Source organism: Amycolatopsis sp. NPDC028719 (assembly GCF_055565395.1).
Map to the genome: position 1 here is coordinate 266,857 of NZ_JBVHUL010000003.1, position 25,016 is coordinate 291,872.

A 25,016-nucleotide genomic window follows, 5' to 3' on the forward strand; every position below is an offset into this window, starting at 1 on the left:
CCGCGTGGCAGCCCCCGAGACGGCAACGGTGTCCGAAGCGCTGGAGACCCTCCAGCGCGTGTTCGGCTACGACAGCTTCCGCGGCGACCAGGCGGCGATCGTCGAGCACGTGATCGCCGGTGGCGACGCGCTCGTGCTGATGCCCACCGGTGGCGGGAAGTCGTTGTGCTACCAGATCCCCGCGCTGGTGCGACCCGGCGTCGGCGTGGTCGTCTCGCCGCTCATCGCGCTGATGCAGGACCAGGTCGACGCGCTGCGCAACGCCGGGGTCCGCGCCGGTTTCCTCAACTCCACGCAGGACTACGCGGCCCGCCAGGAGGTCGAGTCGGCGTTCCTGTCCGGCGAGCTCGACCTGCTCTACCTGGCGCCGGAACGGCTTTCGGTGGAATCCACCGTGCGGCTGCTCGACCGCGGCAAGATCTCGCTGTTCGCGATCGACGAGGCGCACTGCGTCGCCCAGTGGGGCCACGACTTCCGGCCCGACTACCTCCAGCTCTCCGCGCTGCACGAGCGCTGGCCGGACGTGCCGCGGATCGCGCTCACCGCCACCGCGACCGAGGCCACGCACAAGGAGATCGCGGCCCGGCTGAACCTCGACGAGGCCCGCCACTTCGTCGCGAGCTTCGACCGGCCGAACATCCAGTACCGGATCGTCGGCAAGAACTCGCCGCAGCGGCAGCTGCTGGAGCTGCTGCGCACCGAGCACCGGGGCGACGCGGGGATCGTCTACTGCCTGTCCCGGAACTCGGTCGAGAAGACCGCGGAATTCCTGGTGCAGAACGGAATTCCGGCGGTGCCGTACCACGCGGGGCTCGACGCGCGCACCCGCGCGAAGCACCAGTCGCGGTTCCTGCGCGAGGACGGGCTGATCGTGGTCGCGACCATCGCGTTCGGCATGGGCATCGACAAACCGGACGTCCGGTTCGTCGCGCACCTCGACCTGCCGAAGTCCGTCGAGGGCTACTACCAGGAGACCGGCCGCGCGGGGCGTGACGGCCTGCCGTCCACCGCCTGGCTCGCATACGGGCTGCAGGACGTCGTACAGCAGCGCAAGATGATCGACACGTCCGAGGGCGACGACGCGCACCGGCGCCGGCTGGGCGCGCACCTGAACGCGATGCTCGCGCTGTGCGAGACGGTGGAATGCCGCCGCGTGCAGATCCTCAACTACTTCGGGCAGAAGGGCGAGCCCTGCGGCAACTGCGACACGTGCCTGAGCCCGCCGGAGAAGTTCGACGGCACCATCCCGGCGCAGAAGCTGCTGTCGACGATCGTGCGGCTGCGCAACGAGCGGCGCCAGAAGTTCGGCGCCGGCCAGGTGATCGACATCCTGCTCGGCAAGTCCACGCCGAAGGTCACGCAGTTCCAGCACGACACGCTCAAGACGTTCGGCATCGGCACCGAGCTGCGCGAGCCGGAGTGGCGCGCGGTGGTGCGGCAGCTGCTGGCCCAGGGCCTGCTCGCGGTCGAAGGCGACTACGGCTCGCTGGTGCTCACCGAGGCCAGCGCCGAAGTGCTGGGCGGTGACCGCCAGGTGATGCTGCGCCGCGAACCCGAGCGCACGGCGGCCGCGAAGGTCCGCGGCACGCGGAAGGCCGCCCCCGCGGCGGACATGCCCGCGGAGGCGGCCCCGCTGTTCGAGCGCCTGCGTGCCTGGCGGGCCGGCGTCGCGAAGGAGCAGGGCGTGCCCGCGTACGTCATCTTCCACGACGCGACACTGCGCCAGATCGCCACGCAACGGCCGGCTTCACTGGCCGACCTGGGCACGGTCAGCGGCGTCGGCGAGAACAAGCTCGCCAAGTACGGCGAGGGTGTCCTCGAGGTGCTGACCGCCGAGTGACCTAGCGGGCGGCCGGCCCCGGTCCCGGCCGGCCGTCCGGCCCGGTCACGGAGTTGAACTTGCGGACCGCGCCGGCGATCCGGTCGTGGTACTTGCCCTTGGTCCGGTCGTCGACGAACTTCGCGGCCTTGCCGACGTACTGGTTCACCTTTTCGGGGTTCTTCTTGGCGTAGGCGCGAGCCGCGCCCGCGGCCCCGGCCAACATGGTCAGTCTGCGCATCAACGGCACGGTGGTCCTCCCTCATCGGGTTTCGGTCATCCTGACAACGCGGACGAACCACCCGAAGGTTCCCCGTGTGACGACGGCCAAACCTCCGAGCACGGCGTGACGGACCGTCACCGTCTCAAAAATGCGAAGCGGACCCGCACCGAACATCCCTAGGCTCGCGAACATGCGCGACCTCGCCACCCTGCCGAAGGCCCATCTGCACGTCCACCTGGAGAGCACCATCCGGCCGGGCACGCTGCGCGAACTGGGCGAGGCCCACGGTGTCGACGTGCCGGCCGAGCCCCCGGTGTTCGACGGCTTCCGGGCCTTCGCCGACTACAACGCGCTCGTCCGGGCCTGCCTCCGGCGTCCCGAGGACTTCGAGCGCGTCGCCCGCGAGTACTGCGAAGACGAGGCCGCCCAGGGCACGCGCTACGCCGAAGTCACGTTCACCGCGGCGTCGCACGGGGAACGCTTGGACGACCTGGAAATGCCGCTCGAATCCGTCCTGAAAGGACTGAATGCGAGCAGCAGCCGGCTCGAGTGGCGGCTGCTGCTGGACCATTCACGACGCCGTTCCGTCGACCGCGCCGAGCGCACCCTCGACCTCGCGGTGCGGTACGACGAGGTCTTCGCGATCGGCATGGCCGGCGAGGAAAACCACTCCCTGCGTCCCTTCGCGACGATCTTCGAGAAGGCCCGCGCGGCCGGCATCCACCTGCTGCACCACACCGGCGAGGATGCCGGCCCGGACAGCATCCGCGAGGCCCTGGACATCGGGCGCACCGAACGGCTGGGCCACGGCATCCGCGTCCTCGACGACCCCGGGCTGGTCGCCGAGGTCCGCGACCGGGGGCTCGCGCTGGAGGTCTGCCCGTCGTCGAACGTGACGCTCGGACTGGTGCCGTCGCTCCCCGGGCACCCGCTCCCCCGGCTCCTCGACGCGGGGCTGAGGGTCACGCTCAACACCGACGTCCCGTCGGTCACCGGCGCGAACCTGGCGGCGGAGTACGCCCGCGTCCGGGATGCCTTCGGCTACGACGACGCGGTGATGGCGGACTTCGCGCGGGCAAGCGTCATCGCGTCCTTCGCGCCCGAAGCGACGAAGGACGCGATGCTGCGCGGCATCGACGCGTGGCTCACACCGGCAGCAGGCGGGTGACCAGCGTGCCGAGCTGGTGCACCGTGCGGCACTCGTGCATCTCGACGACCTCGGCGTACTCCAGCGCCGCCGAGTCGCCGGTCGACCACAGCGAGCGCCGCTCCGGGTTCAGCCAGTAGACGTGCCGGGCGCGGGCCTTGATCTCGCGGACGGCGTCGAGGTTCGGGTCGCCGCCGTTGGTGCGGGCGTCGCCGAGGATCAGCACCGACGTCCGCGGGCCGACCGCCTCGAGCCAGTTCGCCGTGAACTGGCGCAGCGAGCCGCCGTAGTCGCTGTGGCCGTCCCAGCGCACCAGCGCCGCTTCCGACAGCATGCGCGCGCCGAGGTGCTCGGGGTCGGCGGCGCCGCCGGTGACCAGGTGGGTGACCTCGTCCGCGCTGTCGACGAACGCGAACACGCGGATCTTGCTGAACTGGTCGCGCAGGGCCTGCACCAGCAGCATGGTGAAGTTCGCGAAGCCCGCCACCGAGCCGGAGAGGTCGCACAGCAGCACGATCTCGGGCCGGCCGGGCCGCCGGTGGCGGTAGGCCGGGCGCACCGGCACGCCGCCCGTGGACAGCGACCGCCGCAGTGTGCGGCGCAGGTCGATCTGCCCGCGTGTGGTGCGCTTGCGGCGGGCGGCGAGGCGCGTCGCGAGCTTGCGGGACAACGGCTGGATCGTCCGCCGGAGTTCGGCGAGCTGGGTGCGGCTGGCGATGAGGAAGTCGACGCGGTCGGCCGCGGGCGCGATGGCGTGCTTGGCCACCCGCTCGCGGCCCCGCACCTCGGCCGCGCGCCGGCGTGCCTCGGTGCGGACCTGCCCGCGGAACCCTTCGACGCGGCGGCGGATCTCGTCGCGGTCGAGCCGGTCGGTGAACTCGCCGCGCGCGCCGCCACCCCGCACCGCGGCCAGCACCCGCGCGATCAGTGTCTGCGGCTGGAGCCGCTCCAGCGTCTGGTGGGCCGAGAACCCGCCGCCCGGGCCGGACGCCGAGCCGTACTGGCCGAGCATGTCCACCGCGAGCCCCGCAAGCTGGGCCAGCGCCTGCCGGTCGCCATCCGCGAGCGCGGCGGCCAGCTCGTCACGCAGCTCTTCGAGCGTCGACGGCTGGTCTTCGCGGGCGCGTTCGGGCGTTCCGATCCCCGCTGGGAAGTACAGGTCGAACGCGGCGTCGAAGACCGCGCGCTGCCCACCGCGCCGGACCAGTGCGGCGGCCAGGCCTTCGCGGACCAGCGAGCGGTCGTCCATGCCGAGCACTTCCAGCGCGGCCGCGGCGTCGACCGTCTCGGCGGGACCGGCCGGGATGCCCTGGGCCCGCAGTGCCTTGACGAACGAGGCGAGCCGCTCCGGCACGCCGCCGGTCACGACGCGTCCAGGACCTGTTCGAGCTTCAGGCCGGCGCCGGCCTTGGCGATGTCGTCCTGGTGCTTGAGGACGACGCCGAGGCTTTCCCGCACGACCTGCTCGTCCAGCGTCGACGCGCCGAGCGCGAGCAGCGTGCGTGCCCAGTCGATGGTCTCGGCGACCGACGGCAGCTTGCGCAGGTCCATCGCGCGCAGGGCGGCGATCACCCGGACGACGGAATCCGCGAGGGCGGCGTCGATGCCCGGGACCTTGAGCCGGACGATGTCGCGCTCGAGGTCCTCGTCCGGGAAGTCGATGTGCAGGAACAGGCACCGGCGGCGCAGGGCCTCGGAGAGCTCACGCGTCGCGTTGGAGGTCAGGACGGCGAACGGCGCGCGCGTCGCGGTGATCGTGCCCAGCTCCGGCACGGTCACCTGGAAGTCGCCGAGGACCTCGAGCAGCAGGCCCTCGACCTCCATGTCGGCCTTGTCGGTCTCGTCGATGAGCAGCACGGTCGGCTCGTCCGAGGAGATGGCCGTGAGCAGCGGGCGGCGCAGCAGGAACTCCTCGCCGAAGATGTCGGTGCGGGCGTCTTCCCACGTCTCGTCGCGGCCGGCGGTGATCCGCAGCAGCTGCTTCGCGTGGTTCCACTCGTACAGCGCGCGGGCCTCGTCGATGCCCTCGTAGCACTGCAGGCGCACCAGGCGTGAGCCGCTGACCTGGGCGACGGCCTTGGCCAGCTCCGTCTTGCCGACACCCGCGGGGCCCTCGACCAGCAAGGGCTTGCCGAGCCGGTCGGCGAGGAACACCGTGGTCGCCACGGCCGTCGAGGCCAGGTAGCCGACCTCGGCCAGCTTCGCCGACACGTCGTCGACGGAGGTGAAGAATCCCGTGCCCACCACGTGCCTCCTAAGCGGTCGCTCACCAGGAGCGTACCCGACCGGCGGGTTAGCATCGGCCGCGTGACCTACGTTGCGGCTTCCGGCCGATACGAATCGATCCCTTACCGGCGCACCGGGCGGTCCGGGCTCAAGCTGCCCGCGATCTCGCTCGGGCTGTGGCACAATTTCGGCCACGATCGCCCGCTGGAGACCCAGCGCGACATCACCCGCCGCGCGTTCGACCTCGGCATCACGCACTTCGACCTGGCCAACAACTACGGCCCGCCGTACGGCTCGGCGGAGGAGAACTTCGGGCGCCTGCTGGCCACGGACTTCAAGCCGTACCGCGACGAGCTGGTGATCTCCACCAAGGCCGGCTACGACATGTGGCCCGGCCCGTACGGCGAGTGGGGCTCCCGCAAGTACCTGCTGTCCTCATTGGACCAGTCGCTGGGCCGGATGGGCCTGGACTACGTCGACATCTTCTACTCGCACCGCTTCGACCCCGAGACCCCGCTGGAGGAGACGGTCGGGGCGCTCGACTCCGCCGTCCGCGCCGGGAAAGCGCTTTACGTCGGGATTTCGTCGTACAACTCCGAGCGGACCGCGGAGGCGGCGCGCCTCCTGCGCGAGCTCGGCACGCCGCTGCTGATCCACCAGCCGTCGTACTCGATGCTGAACCGCTGGATCGAGGAGGACGGCCTCCTGGACACCCTCGAAGAGGCGGGCGCGGGCTGCATCGCGTTCTCGCCGCTGGCGCAGGGCCTGCTGACGGACAAGTACCTGAAGGGCGTCCCCGCGGATTCGCGCGCGGCACAGGGCAAGTCCCTCGACCCGGACACCCTGGACGAGAACCGCCTCGGCCGCGTCCGCGCGCTCAACGAGATCGCCGGGCGCCGCGGGCAGTCGCTGGCCCAGCTGGCGCTCGCGTGGGCGTTGCGCGACCACCGCGTGACGTCGGTGCTGATCGGCGCGAGCAGCGTCAAGCAGCTGGAGGACAACGTCGGCGCGCTCGGCAATCTCGAGTTCAGCTCCGAGGAGCTGACCGAGATCGACGGCCACGCGACCGACGCGGACATCAACCTGTGGAAGCGGTCCTCGGACGGCTGACGGCCGACGACGGCGGGGCGCGCACCGCGTCCCGCCGTTCCGGTTTTCGGACCGGGTTCCGCCGTCCGGCCCGAAGAAGACGCACCATATAGGGCGTTATACGACCCTCACTCGACCTGCTTCACCGCCCATTCCGCCCACTCGCGCTGCATCACCGAAAACCGTTTTCCCCACTCGAGCACCAGGCGGCCGTAGACCGACTGGTTGTCGTCGCCCCAGTCGATCGAGGCCTCCAGCTCGTGCAGCCGCTCTTCGCGGGCCCGTGCCGACTCTCCCATCGACGCGACGTAGCCGCGTGCCTGCGCCGGCGAGACCGAGCCGAGGAAGTACACGCGCAGCAGACCGGCGCTGCGCGGCGGCCCGCCCGGGTCGACGTCGACCAGCCAGTGCCGCAGCTCCTCGAGCCCGGCCTCGGTGATCTCGTACTCCTTGCGCCCGCGCGGGCCCTCGGCGAGGACGTGGATCATGCCCGCCGCCTCGAGCTTGCCGAGCTCGCCGTAGAGCTGGCTCTGCGTCGCGGGCCAGACGCTGGCCATCGCCCGCTCGAACCGCTTCAGCAGGTCGTAGCCGCTTCCGGGTTCGTCGGCCAGCATGCCGAGGACCGCGTGTCGAAGGCTCATGCGCCCATCATGACATTCCACTATTGACATGTCTACCCAGGAGGTTCTAGTTTCGACCTGTCACAATTGGAACGTCTGCGGGAGACCGGCATGAACTACCTGAAGAGCTTCCTTCCGTGGATCGCGTTCGCCGTGGTCGCGACGCAGTTCGACTGGCGCTGGTCCGGCCTGACCGGGCTCGTCATCTCGGCCGCGCTCCTCGTGCTCGCCCGCCGCGAAGGCCGCAAAGCGGACGCCCTCATCATCGAGTGGAGCGCACTCGTCTTCTTCGCCCTGCTCACGGCGGTCGCCTTCGCCTTCCCCGCGTCGCCGCTGAAGACCTACACCGGCGCGCTGACCGACGCCTGGCTGGCCCTCACCGCCTGGGGCTCGCTCGCTCTGGGCCGGCCGTTCACGCTCGGCATCGCGCGGACGATGACGCCGCCGGAACTCTGGGACAACCCGATCTTCAAGCGGGTCAACGTGGTCATCACGCTCGTGTGGGCCGCGAGCTTCACCGTCACCGGGCTCGCCGGCATCGCGCTGCTGAACTACGCCCCGCACGCGACGGCCGCGTTGATCACCCTCAAGGTCCTCGGCTTCGCCGTGCCCGTCGCCTTCACCATCCGCTACCCGCGCATCGTGCGCGCCCGCGCCGAAAAGGCCGCGCGCTGAGGTTCAGGCGAACTTGGTCTTCGGCCGCTCCTGGCGGACACCGTCGACGTAGACGTCGACCTTCTCGTCGAGGAACGCGACCAGCCCGGCGACACGCTCGCTCTCCGGCAGCGGTGTCGGGTAGCTCCACGCGAGGTCCTCGTGCCCGGCCACGTCGAAGTGGTCGGCCGCGCCCTTGTACGGGCAGTGCGTCACGGTGCCGATCTTTTCGAGCAGGTCCATCCGGACGTCGACGCGGGGCAGGTAGTAGCGGGTCGGCAGGCCGGTCTCGAAGAGCAGGTGCGGCCGCACGGTGTCGGCGACGGTGACGCCGTCGACCTCGATCCGCACGTGGCGCGAGCTCGGCAGGATGTCGACGCGGACGCCGGGGTCGCGCGGGTGCGTGAAGATCTGTTCGTCCTCTTCGAACCAGTCGAACGCGCCGAACTCGAAGCGGATGTGGTCCCGGAGCTCCTCGATGGGCGAATCCGGGTATTCCAGCGCGGCGTCCACCGCCTCGGCTCCGCCACCCTTTATCGTCGACAGAACGCCTTCTCCGCGGCTGGGCGAGTGCGAGGTCCGGCCGGAGGGGACGAGAACGCCGCCGACGACGTCCGCGCGCGGGAAGTAGTACGTCGGGTAGTACGGGACTTCCCACACCAGAAGGGGGTGCACCGTGTCCGCGACGACCTGCCCGCCGAGGAACACGCGTACCCGCTTCGCGCCTTGTGCCACGCGGACCCGGCCGCGTACCGGAGTGCTCATGTCCCGGTCAACCGGTCCGGAAGCGGGCGTATTCCGGCGGAACCGGGCCCCGGGCGGCTAGCGTGGCAGCAAGCAAGCGGACGACAGGAGGCGGGCACGGGTGGCCGGCGTAGATGCTCCAACGGTCGGGACCCCCGCCGGGATGCGCAAGATCAACCAGCGGGCGGTGCTCGACCTGCTCCGCCGCGGCGGACCGGCGACCCGGCCGCAGGTGGCGAAGGACACCGGGCTGTCGAAGCCGACGGTCAGCCAGGCGCTGCTCGCGCTGGAAGCCGCCGGGCTGGCGCGCCCGACCGGGCACACGTCCACCGGTACCGGACGCTCGGCCGTGCTGTACGAGGCCGATCCGACCGCAGGGTACGTGCTGGGCGTCGACATCGGACGCGAGCACCTGCGCGTCGCGGTGTCGGACCTCGGCCGCACGATCGTCGCGCGCCGCGACGAGCGCAACACGGCGCGTTCCGGCGCCGCACTCGTCACGGCGGTCGGGAAGATCGCGGCTTCGGCCGTCGCGGAGGCGCGGTTGTCGCCGGCCGACATCGTTGTCCGCGTGGTCGGTTCCCCCGGCGTCGCCGATCCGGAGAAGCGCTGCTTCCGGCACGCGCCGAACCTGCCGGGCTGGGGCCGGGCCGGGTTGATCGACGACCTCGAAGCGGCGCTGGGCCCGGACCTGATGGTGGAGAACGACGCGAACCTGACGGCGGTCGGCGAGGGCGAAAGCGGCGCCGCGCGCGGGGCGTCGGTGTTCGGCTGCATCACGATCGGCACGGGCGTCGGCATGGGCATGATGGTCGACGGCCGGGTGTTCCGCGGCGCGACGGGCGCGGCGGGCGAGATCGGCTACCTGCCGTACGGCCGCACGCGCGCGGCCGACTCCCCCGGCTCCCCGCCCGCACGCGGGCACCTCGAAGAGGCGACGGCGGCCCAGTCGGTGGTCCGCGGCGCCCGCGAACTCGGCCTGGGCACGGCGAAATCGGCCCGCGAGGTGTTCCGCCTGGCCCGCGAAGGCGACGAACTGGCCCGGCGCGCCCTGGAGGCGGAAGCCGACCGGCTGGCGTACACGGTGGCCTCGGTGGCGGCGGTGATCGACCCGGAGCTGATCGTCCTGGCCGGCGGGATGGGGGCCGCGGCGGATCTGCTGCTGGAGCCGCTGGACCGCGCGCTGCGGGCGTTCACGCCGCTGGTGCCGAAGGTGGTCCAGGGCGAGCTGGGCGAGGACGCGGTGCTGACGGGAGCGATCAGCGTCGGGCTGCGGGCGGCGCAAGGCTTGGTCTTCGACCGCCGCGTCGGTGCCGCTTAGGCCGCGCCGGCGCCGAGATCAGGCCGCGCGCCAGGCTTCGCCGCCGGTCGAAATGCGCCACGGGGTCAGCTTCAGCACCGCGATCTTCGGGTCGCGGTGGTCCTCGCCGCCCAGGATCTTCGGGTCGTAGCCCAGCGGTTCCGGGGTCGAGGCGAACAGGTCCCACAGGTACCGGCGCGTCTCCTCGTCGTCGGCGAACTCCGCGCGGCACTCCGCCACCGCCACCTCGTGCCGCGGGTCCCAGTACGAGCAGGACACGTACGGCGACGCCGCCAGGTGCGCCAGCTTCAGCGGCGTCGGCCGGGTGAACAGCCACCCCGTCAGCCCGTCCGGGCCCGCTTCCCAGATCGGGTGGACCACCCGCGACCGCGGCCGGCCCCGCCGGTCGACGGTCGCCAGCGTGCACCACACGATCCGGTGCGCCACGCGGACGAACGCTCCGGCCAGCCCGGCCGGCACCCTGATAGACTCCACAACCATGGTTGTGCATCCTACGCCGGACGACCTCGACCTGTCACTCACCGCCCTCTTCGCGGGTTGGGCGATGACCGACGAGGTGCAGCGGCGGCTCACCGCACAGGGCCTGGGCGACCTGCGCTTCAACGACGGCGTCGTGATCCAGCACGTCCTCGCCGCTCCGCTTTCCATCACCGCGCTGGCCGAGCGAATGGGCGTGACGCAGCAAGCCGCGTCGAAGGCCGTCGCCGATCTCGAACGCCGTGGGCTGCTGAGCCGCGAGCCCGACCCGGAGGACGCACGCACGAAGCTGCTGCACCTCACCGAACACGCGCACCAGGCCGTCGAAGCGACCCGGCGCCTCAGAAAGGACCTTCAAAACGAGCTGGAGACGGAGTTCGGCACCGACCGCGTCGACGACACCCGCGCCCTGCTGGCCGCGGTCATCGGCCGCTTCGGCGGCGGCGACGCGATCCGCGCGAGAAGGGTCCGGCCGCCCAGGTGATTACCTGCCACGTAATCGACGGCGAAGCTCGCGAAGCCGACGATGCCCCCATGAGCGAAACGAACCGCATGATCGTCGTCGACTGCCTGGAAAACCTGTTCGTGCACAAGGACTTCGACGCCGCGAAGGCCGCGCTGCACCCCGATTTCGTCACCCACAGCCCCGGCCTGCCCAACGGCCGCGACGCGTTCGCCGACGCCGTCAAGAACTCGTCGCCGGCCGGGGCGACCGCCGAGATCAAGCACATCGCCGCCGAGCACGACCTCGTCATGGTGCACCTGCACGTAGGCGGGACGGCCATCGTCGACATCCTGCGCGTCGAGGACGGCCTGCTCGTCGAGCACTGGGACGTCAAGCAGCCCGGGTGAGCACGCAGGTCCCCGACGCCGTCGCCAGGAGCTTGCCTTCGGCGTCGCGGATCTCCCCTTCGGCGAACGCGATCCGCGAGCCCTCCTTCACCACCCGCCCGGTCGCGCGGATCTCGCCGCGGCCCGCGTGGATGGCGCGCAGGTAGCTCACCTTCAGCTCCACCGACGAGTAGCCGACGCCGGCCGGCAGCGTCGTGTGCACCGCGCAGCCGACCACCGAATCCAGCATCGTGGCCGCGACCCCGCCGTGGACCATCCCGATCGGGTTGTACAGCGACTCGTCCGGCTCGGCGACGGCGACCACCTCGCCGTGGCCGATGTGCTCCCAGCGCAGCCCGAAGTGCGCGGCGATCGGCGGACCGGGCAGCGTGCCGTCGGCAATGGCCGTCAGGTAGTCGAACCCGGTCATCGTGCTCCCGAGCCGGGCGGTCGGCAGCGGGTCCTGCCACGTGATGGTCTTCGAGCGGGTCTGCGCCCCGGCGGCGACGTCGGTCATCTCGGCTCCTCGATTATGACAACTGTCTTAATCGCAGCGTCGCCCGCGCACGCGCCGACGTCAAGAAGGGCGTGACCCAGGCCACCGGTGGTCCGCCCGCGACCCGGGTGGAATCATCCGGGGGTGGACATCGACCCCGGCCGCAAGCTCATCGACCCCGACCGGGTGGCCGCCGCGGTCGACGGGCTGGGCGACCGCGCCGTCATCGACGAGTGGGCGCAGCGGTTTTCCGTGGTCGCCGACCCGTCGCGGCTCGCGTTGCTGGTCTCGATCCACTACGCCCGCGAAATCAGCGTCACCGACCTCGCCGCCGTCACGGGCATGACCGACACCGCGGTTTCCCAGGCCCTGCGGCTGCTACGCGCGCACGGGCTCGTCACCACCCAGCGGACCGGGCGCGTCGTGCGCTACCGGCTCGCCGACGCCACCGTGCACGAGCTCATCCACCGGGTGCGGCCGCACCCGGAACAGCCCGCGCACGACGACGAACGGTAACGTGCGGGCATGACGGGACTGCCCGAGACCATCACCGCCTGCCTGTTCGACCTCGACGGAGTGTTGACCGGCACCGCGGTTCTCCACAGCCAAGCCTGGAAACGGACTTTCGACGAATTTCTGCACGCCCGCGACGGTGCTGACTTCCGGGAGTTCACCGATCTGGACTACGCGACCTATGTGGACGGCCGCCCGCGCGCCGACGGGGTCCGCGAATTCCTGCGCTCGCGCGGGATCGAGCTGCCGGAAGGCACTCCCGACGACGCTCCGGACGCCCCCACCGTCAACGGTGTCGGCAACCGCAAGAACGAGCTCGTCCTGAAAATCATCGAGGAACGGGGGGTGAACCCCTACCCCGGCTCGATCCGGTACCTGGAAGCGGTCAAGGCCGCCGGCCTGCGGATCGCCGTCGTGACGTCGTCGGCGAACGGTGCGAAGGTGCTCGACGCCGGTGACCTGAGCAAGTACGTCGAAGCCCGCGTCGACGGCCTCACGATCCGCGAGCAGCACCTGAAGGGCAAGCCCGCGCCGGACTCGTTCCTGGCCGGCGCCGCGGCGCTCGGCGTCGAACCCGCCCACGCGGCCGTGTTCGAGGACGCCCAGTCCGGCGTCCAGGCGGGCAAGGCCGGCGGCTTCGGCTACGTCGTGGGCGTGAACCGCGCGAACCAGGCCGACCAGCTGCGGGCCCACGGGGCCGACATCGTCGTCGACGACCTCGCCGACCTCCTGGAGGACTGAATGACCGAGGAAGAACCCCGCGGCTACGAGTGCGCGCCGTGGGAGCTGCGGTGGCGCGGCATGGACGTCGACGCCCTGCAGCGCACCGAGTCGGCGTTCGCCGTGTCGAACGGGCACATCGGGCTGCGCGGCACGCTCGAGGAGGCCGAGCCGCGCGGGCTGCCCGGCACCTACCTCAACGGCTTCTACGAGCAGCACGAGCTCCCCTACGCCGAAGCGGGCTACGGCTACCCCGAAGAGGGCCAGACCGTCGTCAACGTGACCGACGGCAAGATCATCCGGTTGCTCGTCGAGGACGAGCCGCTCGACATGCGCTACGGCGCCGCCACCAAGCACGACCGGGTCCTCGACTTCCGCAAGGGCACGCTCAGCCGCAGCACCGAATGGTCGTCGCCGACCGGGCGGCGGGTCCGCGTGCGCACCGAGCGGCTGGTGTCGTTCACCCAGCGCGCGGTCGCCGCGATCCGGTACGAGGTCGAACCGCTCGACGAGGACCTGCAGCTGGTCGTGCAGTCCGACCTGCTGGCCAACGAGCCCATCGAGTCGGACACGAGCGACCCGCGGGTGGCCGCCGCGCTGAACTCGCCGCTGGTCGGCGAGTTCCACCGCGCGTCCGACTACAACGCCGTGCTGGTGCACCAGACCCGCCGGTCCGGGCTGCGGATGGCCGCGGCGATGGACCACAAGATCGAGGTGGACGACGGGATCCGCGCCCGCATCCACTCCGAGGAGGACCTCGCGCGGCTCACCGTCGCGGTCGACGTGCCGAAGGGCGGCCGGCTGCGCATCACGAAGTTCCTCGCCTACGGCTGGTCCGCGCAGCGTTCGGTGCCCGCGCTGCGGTCGCAGGTCGAGGCCGCGCTGGCGGGCGCGCGCCAGACCGGCTGGAAGGGCCTGGTCACCGAGCAGCGCCAATTCCTCGACGACTACTGGGCCACCTCCGACATCGAGATCGACGGCGATCCCGAGCTGCAGCAAGCCGTCCGCTTCGCGCTGTTCCACCTCCTGCAGGCCGGGGCCCGCGGCGAAAGCCGCGCGATCGCGGGCAAGGGGCTGACCGGGCCGGGCTACGACGGGCACGCCTTCTGGGACACCGAATCGTTCGTCCTGCCGGTGCTCACCTACACCATCCCGGACGCGGCGCGCGACGCCCTGCGCTGGCGGCACTCCACAATGGACAAAGCGCGGGAACGCGCGCACCAGCTGGGGTTGCGCGGCGCGGCGTTCCCGTGGCGGTCGATCAACGGCGCCGAGTGCTCGGCGTACTGGCCGGCGGGCACGGCCGCGTTCCACGTCAGCGCGGACATCGCCGACGCCGTCCTGCGCTACCTCAACGCGACCGGTGACGACCAGTTCGAGCGCGACTACGGCACCGAACTGCTGCTGGAGACCGCGCGGCTGTGGGCGTCGCTGGGCCACCACGACCGGCACGGCGCGTTCCGCATCGACGGCGTCACGGGGCCGGACGAGTACTCGGCGGTGGCGGACAACAACGTCTACACGAACCTGATGGCGAAGCGGAACCTGCTGGCGGCGGCGGAGTCGTGCCAACGCCAGCCGGACGTGGCCGCGAAGTTCGGCGTCGACACGGTGGAGGTCGACTCGTGGCGCGCGGCCGCCGCGGCGATGTACCTGCCCTACGACGAAGAACTCGGCGTGCACCCGCAGTCGGAGGGCTTCCTCGACCACGACGAGTGGGACTACGAGCACACGGACATCGCGCACTACCCGCTGCTGCTGCACTTCCCGTACTTCGACCTGTACCGCAAGCAGGTCGTGAAGCAGGCGGACCTGGTGCTGGCGCTGTACCTGTGCGGCGACTCCTTCAGCCTGGAGGAGAAGGCCCGCAACTTCGCCTACTACGAAGCGAGGACCGTGCGCGACTCCTCGCTGTCGGCGGGCACGCAGGCGGTGGTCGCGGCCGAGGTCGGGCACCTCGAGCTGGCCTACGACTACCTCGCCGAAGCCGCGCTGACCGACCTGCACGACGTGCACAACAACGTGCGCAACGGCCTGCACATGGCGTCGCTGGCCGGGGCGTGGCAGGGCGCCGTGGCCGGTTTCGGCGGCCTGCGCGACCACGGTTCGACGCTGGCGTTCGCGCCGCGGCTGCCGCCGCAGCTGGACCGGATCACCTTCCGCCTGATGTTCCGCGGCACCCGGTTCCAGGTGGAGATCGACCGCGACCAGGCCACGTACCACGTGCTGGACGGCGAGCCGCTGGAAGTGCTGCACCACGGCGAGCGGGTCACGGTCACCGCCGAGCCGCAGCGGTTCGCGATCCCGAAGATCGACGCGGGTGACCCGCCGCGCCAGCCGCCGGGCCGCGCCCCCATGCGGCGGGACTCGGAGAAGGTGCGTCAGTACGCGGATCCGACCAACCCGGTCACTCTGGAAGGTCGCTGACGGCAGTCCGCCCGGGTGGGGCCGGTACCTCTTCGGTCCCACCCGGGTTCACGTCCGGGTCGGGCGCGGTGGGCACGTCGTGGGTCAGCTTGCCGGCGTTCGGCAGCTTGGGGAGCTCGTCGTCTTCGTCGTCGCGGGCGTGGCTGTGCTGCTGCTGGCTCATACCTTCCGGAATACCCGGTTTTCCCGGCCGCGGCCAGGGGGTCAGGCCGCCGCGACCTTGTTGCGCGTCTTTTCCCGCGCTTGGTCCTGCAGGGTCAGCAGCAGGCCGTCGCGGGTCGACCAGGGGCAGATCGCGACCTTGCCGCCCGCGACCGTCAGCAGCGCTTCCGCCACGATCGCGCCCGCCAGCGCCTGGTGGGCACGGCTGCGGGAGATCCCTGGCAGCTCCGCGCGCCTCGACGGCGGCAGCGCGGCGAGCCGCGGGATCCAGGCCCGCAGGTCGTCGAGACGCAGCTCCTTGCACTTGTTCGGGCGGGCACCCGCCAGCCGCGCGAGCTGCTGCAGCACCTTCGAACACCCGACGACGTGCGGGTCGTCGACGTCCGCGGCCCCCAGGGTCGTGGTCACGACGTCGAGCGCGTGCGCGCGCAACGCCTTGACCTGCTTGGTCGACACGCGCTCGCCCGGCAGCCAGTCACGGGTCATCGAGCGCGCACCCAGCGGCAGCGACCGCGCGAACGTGGCCTGGTCGCCGCGGCCCGCGGCCAGCTCGACCGTGCCGCCGCCGATGTCGAGGACCAGCAGCGGCCCGGCCTCCGCGCCGAACCAGCGGCGGGTGGCCAGGTAGGTCAGTTCGGCTTCCCGGCGACCGGAGAGGAACCGCAGCTCGACGCCGGTTTCCCCGGCGACGTGCGCGACGACGTCCGCCGCGTTGGCGGCGTCGCGGATCGAAGACGTCGCGAGCGGGTAGACGTTGTTCACGCCGTGGCGGTACGCGGTGGTCATGCCCGCGGCGACGGCGGCCGTGACGGCGGCGATGCCGCGGTCCGAGAGCCGGCCGCGGCCGTCGAGCTCTCGGTCGAGACGCAGTCGCGTCTGGTGGTTCAGCACGGGTTCGCGCGGCGAGCCGTCCACCGGGACCACGACCAGACGCGCGCTGAACGAGCCGACGTCCAGTACGCCCACCGCGGGCTCTTCGATTCTTCGCACGGCTCGGCGCACCTCACTTCCGGACGAGCGGTTTCCCCCGGTTCGACGGGTCGAAACACGCAATACTGCCCGAAATCGCCGCGGTTCGCCGGGAATTGTCGGCTTTACCTCCTCCGGACGTGCTTTGTTGACGCGAAGGTCACAACGGGATGATCCGGTGGAGTGAATCGCACCACTCGTGGACACGATTCGGTAACGCCCGCTCTCCGCGTCCCGACTTACCGGCGTGCGGCAGCGGAACGTGAGTGAGCGGCATTCGCCGCTCGTCCGGCCGGCCGCCGCCGTGCTCGCGGTGGTGGCCGGGCTGGGTTGCGTCCTGCTCGGCGTCACGACGGTGCTCGCCCCGGGCACTCCCGAGGCGGCCGCGGACCGGCCGGTGACCGTCGGCGCCGGCGTCTTGCCGGAAACGCTGGCGATCCCCGACCTGGGCCTCGTGGTGAACCACCTGGTCGAGCTCGGCCACGTCGCCGGCCGCCGGGAGCAGCCCGGCACGGCGATGGGCGTCGGCTGGTTCTCCGACGGACCCGCCCCCGGCGCCCCGGGCGTCGCCGTGCTGTCCGGGCACGTCGGCTTCGGGTACTCCCGCGGCGCGTTCGCCCGCCTCGGCACGCTGACCCCGGGCGCCGCGGTCGTCGTGCGCGACGACGAGGGCCGCGAAGCCCGCTTCACGGTGCGCCGGACCGCGACGTTCCCCGCCGGCGAGCCGGACAGCACGCTCGTGGCCCCGGACGGACCAGGCCCCGAGCTGCGCCTGATCACCAGCGACGGAACCCACGACCTCGCCGGCATCGACTCTCCGCGGATCGCCGTCTACGCGACACCGGTCTAGCACTCGGTGCGAGGCAGCTCAGCCGAGCAGCTCCCGCAGCCGGGCCACGGCCTCGACCCGCGCCTCGCGCCCGGGCAGCATCGGGTTGACGACCAGCGTCGTCGCCCCCGCTTCCTTGAACGCCGCCAGCCGCTCCTTGACGTACCCGGCCGGGCCGACCAGCGAGATCGAGCGCAGCAGCTCGGTCGGCACGGCCGCCGCGGCCTCCTCCTTCTTGCCGTCGAGGTACAGGTCCTGGATCAGCTTCGCCTCGGCCTCGTAGCCGTACCGGCAGGCGAGGTCGTTGTAGAAGTTCTTGCCGCGCGCGCCCATCCCGCCGACGTAGAGGGCGACGAGCGGGCGCAGGTGGTCGAGCAGCGGCTCGACGTCGTCGCCGATCGCCAGCGCGGCGCTGACGAACGTGTCCAGCTCGCCCAGCGCCGGGTCGCGCTGGGCCTTGCCCGCGGCCAGCGACTCGCCCCAGACGTCGGCGGCCTTCTCCGGGTGGAAGAAGATCGGCTGCCAGCCCTCGGCGATCTCGGCGGTGAGCGCGACGTTCTTCGGCCCGAGCGAGGCCAGCAGCACCGGGATGCGCTCGCGCACCGGGTGGTTGATCAGCTTGAGCGGCTTGCCCAAGCCGGTGCCCTGCTCCGGCGGCAGCGGGATCGTGTAGTGCTTGCCGTCGTGGACGACGCGCTCGCGGCGCCACACCTGACGGCAGATCTCGACGATCTCGCGCGTGCGGGCCAGCGGCGCGTCGTACTTCACGCCGTGGAAGCCCTCGATGACCTGCGGCCCGGAGGCGCCGAGCCCGAGGATGAACCGCCCGTCGGAGACGAAGTCGAGCCCGGCCGCGGTCATCGCGGTGAGGGTCGGAGTGCGGGTGTAGATCTGGAAGATGCCCGACGCGAGCTGGACGCGTTCGGTCTTCGCCGCCAGGTAGCCGAGCTGGCTGACGGCGTCGAACGAGTAGGCCTCGGGAACGAAAGCTACGTCGAGTCCCACCTTCTCGAGTTCGACGATGTCCGCGACGCTTTCGGCGAAACCCCCGGCGTAGTTGATCGCGGTCCCGATCCGCATGGCCACCTCCATTGCTGAGCAAGCGCTTAGTCGCGGATCTTAACGGGGTCGGCCGGGCCGCGCGCCGGCGATGTGCGCGCCGCCACTCACCGGCCGGTGCGCGCCGGCATCGCGTGCCCGGGCCCGGCCGGCGCACCCGGGCCGGAAACGTCACTGCCCGATCTCGCGTGCTCCGGTGTGATCACGGGCGAATCTCGCGTGCTTCGGGCCGCAATTCGCGTGATCGAAGACGGAACTCGCGAAATCCGTCTTCGATCACGCGAGTTCCGCGTTCAGTCACGGGTTTCGGTTACGCGGCATTCTGGCTCACCGCGGGTCAGCTGGGGACGACTGTGCCCCGGACGTCGCCGAAGCCGATTCGCGTGCCGGCCGGGCCGGGGGCCGTCGCGCTGATCACCACCTCGTCGCCGTCCTCGAGGAACGTCCGCTGCTGCCCGCCGGGCAGGTCCAGCGGCTCGCGCCCGCCCCAGGACAGCTCCAGCAACGAGCCGCGCTGGTCGCGGTCCGGGCCCGTCACCGTGCCCGAGGCGAACAGGTCGCCCGTGCGCAGGCTCGCGCCGTTGACCGTCAGGTGGGCCAGCTGCTGCGGCGCCGTCCAGTACTGCGTCGCGAACGGCGGGCTCGACACCAGGTGGCCGTTGAGCCGGACCTCGATCGCGAGGTCCAGCCCCCACTTTTCGCTCGTGCGCAGGTACTCGAACGGTTCCGGGTCCTGCGGCGGGCCGTCGACCCGCGCGTGCTCCAGCGCCGCGAGGGGAACGATCCACGGCGACACCGACGTCGCGAACGACTTGCCGAGGAACGGGCCCAGCGGTTGCGACTCCCAGGCCTGGATGTCGCGGGCCGACCAGTCGTTGACCAGGCAGACGCCGAAGACGTGGTCCGTGAAGTCCTCAGTGGACACCCGGGTGCCGGGCGCGGACGGGACGCCGACGACGAACCCCACCTCCGCCTCGATGTCCAGCCGCCGCGACGGGCCGAACGAAGGAGCGTCGGCGTTGCGCGGCTTGCGCTGCCCGTGCGGGCGGACGACCGGCGTGCCCGACGTGACGACCGTGCCCGCCCGGCCGTGGTAGCCGATCGGCACGTGCTTCCAGTTCGGCGGCAGCTCGGCCGCGTCGGGCCGGAAGATCCGGCCGGCGTTGAGCGCGTGCTGCTCGCTGGAGTAGAAGTCGACGTAGTCGGCGACGTCGAAGGCCAGGTGCGTGGTCACTTCCGCCAGCGGCACGAGGTGCGGGCGCAGCAGGTCGGCGTACCGGGGCTCGGTCAGCCAGGTCCGGACGCTTTCGCGGACCTCCCGCCAGGTGTCCGGCCCGGCGGCCAGCAGCGGGTTGAGCACCCCGGCCGTGAGCAGCGGCGCGAAGGCCGCCGCGGTCTCGGCGGCCGCGGCGGTCAGGTCGAGGACCTGCTCGCCGACGGGCACCCCGGCCCGCCGCCCGGGCGCGCCGCCCACGGAGAACACGCCGTAGGGCAGGTTATCCAGGCCGAACGGCGTGTCGTCGGCGAGGTCGAGCCAGGTCAAGTCTGCTCCTCGTGGTCCGGGCGGGGCCTGGTCACCGCACGCGTGCTCGACGAGCCGACACGCGTGATCGCGGAGTCGACACGCGTGATTCGCGGGTCGACACGGCGTCTCACGCCGGCCTTCACTCCTTGACTCCCTCGGAGTGGGCCGCCACCCACGTGGCCACCACGTCCGCCAGCACCGGGAGCGGCAGGGTTCCGCTGCCCAGCACCGTGTCGTGGAACTCGCGAATGTCGAACCGGTCGCCCAGCGCCGCCTCGGCCTCCGCGCGCAGCCGCTCGATCTCCAGGCGGCCCACCATGTAGCCGAGCGCCTGGCCGGGGTGGCCGGCGTAGCGGTCGATCTCCGCCTCGATCTCGATGCGCGCCATCGGCGTGTTCTCGACGAGGAAGTCCACGGCCCGCTGCCGGCTCCAGCCCAGCGCGTGCAGCCCCGTGTCGACGACCAGCCGCGCCGCCCGCATCGAGTCCTGCGTCAGCAGGCCGAGACGCGAGACGTCGTCGGAGTACAGCCCCATCTCGTCGGCGAGCCGTTCCGCGTACAACCCCCAGCCTTCGGCGTAGGCGTTGAACATCGCGATCCGCCGCAGCAGCGGGACTCCGGTGAGCTGCTGGGCGAGCGTCAGCTGGAAGTGGTGCCCCGGCACGGCTTCGTGGAACGCCACCGACTCGCCCAGCGTCCGCTGCCGCTGGTCCGCCTCGTGCGTGTTGGCGTAGTACGTGCCCGGGCGCGAACCGTCGAGCGACGGGTCGATGTAGTACGCGATCGAGCCGCTCTCGGCTTCGGCGGCGGGCACCGGGGCGACCTCGCACTTCTGCTCGGGAACGCGCGAGAACCATTGCGGCGCCACGGCTTCCGCCCGCGCGATCGTCCGCCGGGCGGCGTCCAGGAGCTCGTCGCCGTCACGCCAGCGCAGCGCCGGGTCCGTGCGGATCCGCTCGAAGATCTCCGCGAGATCCTTCGTGCCGAAGACTTTCTGCCCCAGCTCGCGGTACTCCTCCGCCAGCCGTTCGATGATCGCCAGCCCCGTGTCGTGCAGGTCCTGGGCCGTGCGCTCGGTCGTCGTCTCCGCGCGGATCAGCGCCGCGTAGCGCTCCGGCCCGCCCGGCAGGTCGCCGATGCCCGGCGACGTCTCCGGCCGCCCGACCGGGACGACCTCGTCGGCCAGGAAGTCGCGGTAGCGCGCGTACGCCGGGCGCACGACTTCGTCCAGCAACCGGTCGCGCTCGGCCTCGAGCCCGTGGACCGGCACCTTCAGCGGGTCGGCGGCCGGGGCCGCGAGGTAGCGCTCGACGTACGCGACGCCGATGCGCGTCAGGAACTCCGGCGGGGTGAGGCCCGCGGCGAGCGCCGCCCGCTGCCGCTCGATCAGCTGGTCCAGGTATGTGCCGACGGCCGCGAGCCGGCTCAGGTAGCCGCGGGCCTTGGCCTCGTCGTCGAGGACCGTCTGCGGCAGCTCCATCAGCAGTTCCAGCGCCGGCGCCGCGAGCCCGTCGCTGACCGCGATGTCGGCGCGGCCGGAGTCGTGCACGTCGATCAGCGTGCGCGCCTGCCAGATCACGACGTCACGGGTGACGCGCTCGTCCGGCGACAAGGCCGCCGTGTCGAGCGCTTCGGCCCGCGCGATCAAGCCGGCGAACGCGGCGCGCTGCCGGGCGCCCGCCTCGGCGGACTGGTCGGCGAGCCGGTCGTGCGTGCCCGGGAGGCCGTAGAGCGACGGCAGCAGGGGCTGGGCCTCGAACATCAGCTCCAGGCACTCGTCCGCGAGCGAATCCGGGGTGTCGGTCCGGCTCGCGATCCAGTCGGTGACGACCTTGGCCAGCGCCGGCAGCGGCAGCATGCCGTGGCCCAGCACGACGTCGTGGAAGTCCCGGATGTCGAAGCGGTCGCCGAGCGCCGCCTCGGCCTCGGCGCGCAGCCGCTGGATCTCCAGCCGCCCCACCATGTACCCGAGGGCCTGGGCCGGCCAGCCGGCGTACCGGTCGATCTCCGCCTCGATCTCCATCCGCGCCATCGGCGTGTTCTCGACGAGGAAGTCGATCGCCCGCTGCCGGCTCCAGCCCAGCGCGTGCATCCCGGTGTCGACGACCAGCCGGCCCGCCCGCATCGAGTCCTGCGTCAGCATGCCCAGCCGCGCGACGTCGTCGGAGTAGAGCCCCATCTCGTCGGCGAGGCGCTCGGCGTAGAGACCCCAGCCCTCCCCGTACGCGTTGAACATGCCGATCCGCCGCAGCAACGGCAGGTCCCGCAGCTCCTGGGCCAGGCTGAGCTGGAAGTGGTGGCCCGGCACGGCTTCGTGGAACGCGATCGCCTCGCTGGTGAACCGCGGGCGCTTGGCGGCCTCGTACGTGTTGGCGTAGTAGGTGCCCGGCCGCGAACCGTCGAGCGACGGCTGCAGGTAGTAGGCGATCGTGCCGCTCGCCGCGTCGGCCTCGGGCACCGGCGCGACCTCGCACTTCTCCGCCGGGACTCGCGAGAACCACTGCGGCGCCACGGCTTCCGCGCGGGCGATGGCGTCCCGGGCCGCGGACAGCAGCTCTTCGCCGTCGCGCCAGCGCAACGCCGGATCGGTGCGCAGGCGCTCGAAGATCTCGGCGAGATCGGTGGTGCCGAACACCTTCTGCCCCAGCTCGCGATACTCCGCCCCGAGCTGCTCGATCAGCGCCAGCCCGGTGTCGTGCAGGTCCTGGGCCGTGCGCTCGGTCGTCGTCTCCGCGCGGATCAGCGCGGCGTACCGCTCCGCGCCACCCGGCACGTGGCCGATGCCCGGCGCGGTGTCGGGCCGCCCGACCGGTTCGACCTCGGTGCGCAGGAAGTCGCGATAGCGGGCGTAAGCCGGGTGGACGACCTCGGCGAGCAGCCGGTCGCGTTCGGCCTCGAAGCCTTCGACGGCCGCCGTCGTGCCCACCTTCAGCGGGTCGCTGTCCGGCGCGGCGAGGTAGCGGTCGATGTACTCGACACCCACGCGGGCGAGGTACGCCGCCGGCACGAGCCCGTCGGCGAGGCTCTCCCGCTGCCGCTCGGTCAGCTGCTCGAGGAACGTGCCGGCCGCGGCGAGCCGCGCGAGGTAGCCGCGAGCCTTCTTCTCGTCGTCGAGCCGGTAGTACGGCAGGTACAGCAGCAGCCCCAGCGCCGGCGCGGTCAGCCCGTCGCTGACCGCGATGTCGGCGCTGCGGGCCCCGAGCCGATCGGCCTCGACTTCGGCGGTGGCGACGACGACCTCGCGCGTCACGGCCTCTTCCGCGGTCAGGCTGTCGGCCGGCAGCGCCCGGGCACGGGCGGCCAGGCTCCGGTAGGCGGCGAGGTACCGCTCCTGGGCGGCCCGGCTCTGGTCGGCGAGCCGGTCGTGGTCGCCGGGCAGGCCGAAGACCGAGGGGAACAGCGGCTCGTGCTCGAAGGTCAGCTCGACGAGCTCGGCGGCCAGGCCGTTGGCCGTGTCGCCGTGCCCGGCCACCCAGTCGTCGACGGCGGAGGCGAGCGCCGAGAGCGGCAGCGCGCCGCCGGCGAGCACGAGGTCGTGGAAGGCGCGGATGTCGAACCGCGAACCGAGCCGCTCCTCGGCGCCCCGGCGGATCCGCTGGATCTCCAGCCGCCCCACCATGTACGCCAGTGCCTGGCCCGGCCACGCGATGTAACGGTCGATCTCGGCCTCGATCTCGACGCGGGCCATCGGCGTGTGCTCGGCCAGGTAGTCGACGGCCTGCTGGCGGCTCCAGCCGAGCGCGTGCAGGCCGGTGTCGACGACCAGGCGGCCCGCCCGCATCGAGTCGGCGGTCAGCATGCCGAACCGGGCGACGTCGTCGGAGTACAGCCCCATCTCCTCGGCGAGGCGCTCGCTGTAGAGGCCCCAGCCCTCGGTGTAGGCGGTGAAGGAGCCGATGCGGCGCAGCAGTGGCAGGTCGGTCAGGCCGGTCGCGACGCTCAGCTGGAAGTGGTGCCCCGGCACCGCTTCGTGGAACGCGACCGACTCGGCCGAGTGCCGGAAGCGCTCGGTGGCCTCGTGGGTGTTCGCGAAGTAGATGCCGGGCCGGGAACCGTCGGCGGCCGGGCGCAGGTAGTACGCCGGGGGCGCGCCGGGCGCGGCCTCCTCGGGCACGGCTTCGACCAGGCACGGCTGCGACGGCACGGTCCCGAACCACTTCGGGGCCTCGGCCGTCGCCCGCGCGACGGCGGTGCGGGCGGTGTCCAGCAGCTCTTCGGCGCTGGTCCACCGCAGCGCCGGGTCGGTGCGCAGGCGCTCGAAGATCTCCGCCAGGTCGTCGGTGCCGAACACCCGCTGCCCCAGCTCGCGGTACTCGGCGGCCAGCGCGTCGATGATGTCGAGCCCCGTCCGGTGCAGCTCCTCCGGGGTGCGGTCGGTGGTCGTGTGCACCTTCGCCAGCCGCGCGTACGTCTCTTCGCCGCCGGGCAGCCATTTCAGGCCGGGCTGCTCGGCGGACCGGCCGTGTGGCTTGACCTCGGTGACGAGGAACTCGCGGTACTCGGCGAAAGCCGGGCGGACGACGTCGGCCAGCAGCTCGTCACGCCGGCGGCCGAACTCCTCGTCCGGCGCCGGCTGGCGGCGCAGCGGGTCGGCGTCCGGGTCGGCGAGGTAGCGGTCGAGGTGCGCGATCGCGGCCTCGACCAGGTGCGCCACCGGGACGAGGCCGTCGGCGATGCCCGCGGCGTGCCGCCGCGCGGCCTGGCGCAGGTACTCCGGGATCGCGGCCAGGCGCCCGAGCTGGGCTTCCGCGGTCTCGCCCGCCGTCACGGTCGTCATCGGCAGCACCATGAGCAGCGAGGCCGCGGGCGCGACCATGATGTCGGTGACCGTGTACTCGGCCATCCGGCTGTCGATCGACGCGACGCGGTCTTCGGCCGTGGCGATCAGGACCTCGCGGGTGACCCGGTCCTCGGCGGAGAGCCCTTCGACGGGCAGCGCGCGGGCCCGCTCGGCGAACTCCGCGAGCCGGGCGCGGTGCGCCTGCTCCGCTTCGGCGGACAGGTCCGGCAGGCCGGGCTCGGCCGGGCGGACGCCCAGCAGCGCGGGCGTCAGCGGATCGGCGGCGAACAGCGCTTCGACGAACTCGTCGGCGAGTTCGGTGACCGCGGTCATGGCAGGACCCCCAGCTTCGGTGATGTGCTCCAGGCCGACCCTAATGGAGAGC

At 72.0% G+C, this 25,016-nt stretch carries 23 protein-coding genes; 11 read left to right on the forward strand and 12 right to left on the reverse strand.

The genetic code is table 11. The features are described from left to right. Positions 1-4: 4 nt before the first annotated feature. Positions 5-1,840 (forward strand): DNA helicase RecQ, encoded by a 1,836-nt coding sequence (gene recQ / locus ACZ4TR_RS15115; protein ID WP_465287598.1) that lies wholly within the window; start codon positions 5-7, stop codon positions 1,838-1,840. A 1-nt stretch (position 1,841) separates the two neighbouring features. On the opposite strand, the gene ACZ4TR_RS15120 is transcribed toward recQ, so the two are convergent. Next, a complete protein-coding gene (locus tag ACZ4TR_RS15120) occupies positions 1,842-2,060 on the reverse strand; it encodes an antitoxin (RefSeq protein WP_465287599.1) in 219 nt (72 codons plus the stop codon). Positions 2,061-2,232: 172 nt separating this feature from the next. Here ACZ4TR_RS15120 and add point away from each other — a divergent pair, with 172 nt between their 5' ends. Beyond that, a complete protein-coding gene (add, locus tag ACZ4TR_RS15125) occupies positions 2,233-3,210 on the forward strand; it encodes an adenosine deaminase (protein WP_465287600.1) in 978 nt (325 codons plus the stop codon). On the opposite strand, the gene ACZ4TR_RS15130 is transcribed toward add, so the two are convergent. Continuing rightward, a complete protein-coding gene (locus ACZ4TR_RS15130) occupies positions 3,188-4,555 on the reverse strand; it encodes a vWA domain-containing protein (RefSeq protein WP_465287601.1) in 1,368 nt (455 codons plus the stop codon). The genes add and ACZ4TR_RS15130 overlap by 23 nt on opposite strands. Next, positions 4,552-5,433, reverse strand: coding sequence for an AAA family ATPase (locus tag ACZ4TR_RS15135; RefSeq protein ID WP_465287602.1), 882 nt, complete (start codon positions 5,431-5,433; stop codon positions 4,552-4,554). Before ACZ4TR_RS15135 ends, ACZ4TR_RS15130 begins: the two co-directional genes overlap by 4 nt. Positions 5,434-5,496: 63 nt before the next feature. Here ACZ4TR_RS15135 and mgrA point away from each other — a divergent pair, with 63 nt between their 5' ends. Continuing rightward, the gene (gene mgrA, locus ACZ4TR_RS15140) at positions 5,497-6,525 is read left to right on the forward strand and encodes an L-glyceraldehyde 3-phosphate reductase (protein WP_465287603.1); all 1,029 of its coding nucleotides are present in this window, start codon (positions 5,497-5,499) and stop codon (positions 6,523-6,525) included. 107 nt (positions 6,526-6,632) lie between these two features. Here mgrA and ACZ4TR_RS15145 read toward each other — a convergent pair whose 3' ends face one another. Then, on the reverse strand, positions 6,633-7,145 hold the full coding sequence (locus ACZ4TR_RS15145; RefSeq protein WP_364510974.1) for a PadR family transcriptional regulator: 513 nt from the start codon (positions 7,143-7,145) through the stop codon (positions 6,633-6,635). Between the two features lie 90 nt (positions 7,146-7,235). Here ACZ4TR_RS15145 and ACZ4TR_RS15150 point away from each other — a divergent pair, with 90 nt between their 5' ends. After that, positions 7,236-7,799: a hypothetical protein gene (locus ACZ4TR_RS15150; RefSeq protein ID WP_465287604.1), complete on the forward strand. Its 564-nt coding sequence runs from the start codon at positions 7,236-7,238 to the stop codon at positions 7,797-7,799. Between the two features lie 3 nt (positions 7,800-7,802). Here the strand turns inward: ACZ4TR_RS15150 and ACZ4TR_RS15155 are convergent, their stop codons facing one another. Further along, positions 7,803-8,543 (reverse strand): DUF427 domain-containing protein, encoded by a 741-nt coding sequence (locus tag ACZ4TR_RS15155; RefSeq protein WP_465287605.1) that lies wholly within the window; start codon positions 8,541-8,543, stop codon positions 7,803-7,805. Positions 8,544-8,685: 142 nt separating this feature from the next. Here ACZ4TR_RS15155 and ACZ4TR_RS15160 point away from each other — a divergent pair, with 142 nt between their 5' ends. Further along, positions 8,686-9,843: an ROK family transcriptional regulator gene (locus ACZ4TR_RS15160; RefSeq protein WP_465287606.1), complete on the forward strand. Its 1,158-nt coding sequence runs from the start codon at positions 8,686-8,688 to the stop codon at positions 9,841-9,843. 18 nt (positions 9,844-9,861) lie between these two features. Here the strand turns inward: ACZ4TR_RS15160 and ACZ4TR_RS15165 are convergent, their stop codons facing one another. Next, complete coding sequence (locus tag ACZ4TR_RS15165) at positions 9,862-10,323, reverse strand: pyridoxamine 5'-phosphate oxidase family protein (RefSeq protein ID WP_465287607.1); 462 nt, start codon at positions 10,321-10,323, stop codon at positions 9,862-9,864. On the opposite strand from ACZ4TR_RS15165, the gene ACZ4TR_RS15170 reads away from it, so the two are divergent. Both ACZ4TR_RS15170 and ACZ4TR_RS15175 read left to right on the forward strand, forming a co-directional pair. Next, positions 10,322-10,804 carry a MarR family winged helix-turn-helix transcriptional regulator gene (locus ACZ4TR_RS15170; RefSeq protein ID WP_465287608.1) on the forward strand — a complete coding sequence of 161 codons (483 nt, stop codon included), beginning with the start codon at positions 10,322-10,324 and terminating at the stop codon, positions 10,802-10,804. The genes ACZ4TR_RS15165 and ACZ4TR_RS15170 overlap by 2 nt on opposite strands. A 50-nt stretch (positions 10,805-10,854) precedes the next feature. Continuing rightward, positions 10,855-11,172 carry a nuclear transport factor 2 family protein gene (locus ACZ4TR_RS15175; RefSeq protein WP_465287609.1) on the forward strand — a complete coding sequence of 106 codons (318 nt, stop codon included), beginning with the start codon at positions 10,855-10,857 and terminating at the stop codon, positions 11,170-11,172. Here ACZ4TR_RS15175 and ACZ4TR_RS15180 read toward each other — a convergent pair. Then, a complete protein-coding gene (locus ACZ4TR_RS15180; RefSeq protein ID WP_465287610.1) occupies positions 11,156-11,668 on the reverse strand; it encodes a PaaI family thioesterase in 513 nt (170 codons plus the stop codon). The two genes, ACZ4TR_RS15175 and ACZ4TR_RS15180, sit on opposite strands and share 17 nt — an antisense overlap. A gap of 129 nt (positions 11,669-11,797) precedes the next feature. Here ACZ4TR_RS15180 and ACZ4TR_RS15185 point away from each other — a divergent pair, with 129 nt between their 5' ends. Genes ACZ4TR_RS15185 through ACZ4TR_RS15195 form a run of 3 tightly spaced genes read left to right on the forward strand, consistent with a single transcriptional unit; the run spans position 11,798 to position 15,307 of the window. Beyond that, on the forward strand, positions 11,798-12,163 hold the full coding sequence (locus tag ACZ4TR_RS15185; RefSeq protein WP_465288113.1) for an ArsR/SmtB family transcription factor: 366 nt from the start codon (positions 11,798-11,800) through the stop codon (positions 12,161-12,163). Positions 12,164-12,172: 9 nt separating this feature from the next. Next, the gene (locus ACZ4TR_RS15190) at positions 12,173-12,901 is read left to right on the forward strand and encodes an HAD family hydrolase (protein WP_465287611.1); all 729 of its coding nucleotides are present in this window, start codon (positions 12,173-12,175) and stop codon (positions 12,899-12,901) included. Then, positions 12,902-15,307 (forward strand): glycoside hydrolase family 65 protein, encoded by a 2,406-nt coding sequence (locus ACZ4TR_RS15195; protein ID WP_465287612.1) that lies wholly within the window; start codon positions 12,902-12,904, stop codon positions 15,305-15,307. On the opposite strand, the gene ACZ4TR_RS15200 is transcribed toward ACZ4TR_RS15195, so the two are convergent. Further along, a complete protein-coding gene (locus tag ACZ4TR_RS15200) occupies positions 15,288-15,470 on the reverse strand; it encodes a hypothetical protein (protein ID WP_364510947.1) in 183 nt (60 codons plus the stop codon). The two genes, ACZ4TR_RS15195 and ACZ4TR_RS15200, sit on opposite strands and share 20 nt — an antisense overlap. Before the next feature lie 41 nt (positions 15,471-15,511). Beyond that, complete coding sequence (locus ACZ4TR_RS15205; RefSeq protein WP_465287613.1) at positions 15,512-16,459, reverse strand: Ppx/GppA phosphatase family protein; 948 nt, start codon at positions 16,457-16,459, stop codon at positions 15,512-15,514. 241 nt (positions 16,460-16,700) lie between these two features. Here ACZ4TR_RS15205 and ACZ4TR_RS15210 point away from each other — a divergent pair, with 241 nt between their 5' ends. Continuing rightward, positions 16,701-17,288, forward strand: a complete 588-nt coding sequence (locus ACZ4TR_RS15210; protein ID WP_465287614.1) for a class F sortase — start codon at positions 16,701-16,703, stop codon at positions 17,286-17,288. 18 nt (positions 17,289-17,306) lie between these two features. On the opposite strand, the gene ACZ4TR_RS15215 is transcribed toward ACZ4TR_RS15210, so the two are convergent. From ACZ4TR_RS15215 to ACZ4TR_RS15225, 3 genes are all read right to left on the reverse strand, one after another. Further along, complete coding sequence (locus ACZ4TR_RS15215) at positions 17,307-18,347, reverse strand: LLM class F420-dependent oxidoreductase (RefSeq protein ID WP_465287615.1); 1,041 nt, start codon at positions 18,345-18,347, stop codon at positions 17,307-17,309. A gap of 316 nt (positions 18,348-18,663) precedes the next feature. After that, on the reverse strand, positions 18,664-19,869 hold the full coding sequence (gene fahA, locus ACZ4TR_RS15220; RefSeq protein ID WP_465287616.1) for a fumarylacetoacetase: 1,206 nt from the start codon (positions 19,867-19,869) through the stop codon (positions 18,664-18,666). 121 nt (positions 19,870-19,990) lie between these two features. Further along, a complete protein-coding gene (locus tag ACZ4TR_RS15225; protein ID WP_465287617.1) occupies positions 19,991-24,964 on the reverse strand; it encodes a DUF885 domain-containing protein in 4,974 nt (1,657 codons plus the stop codon). Between the last annotated feature and the right edge of the window lie 52 nt (positions 24,965-25,016).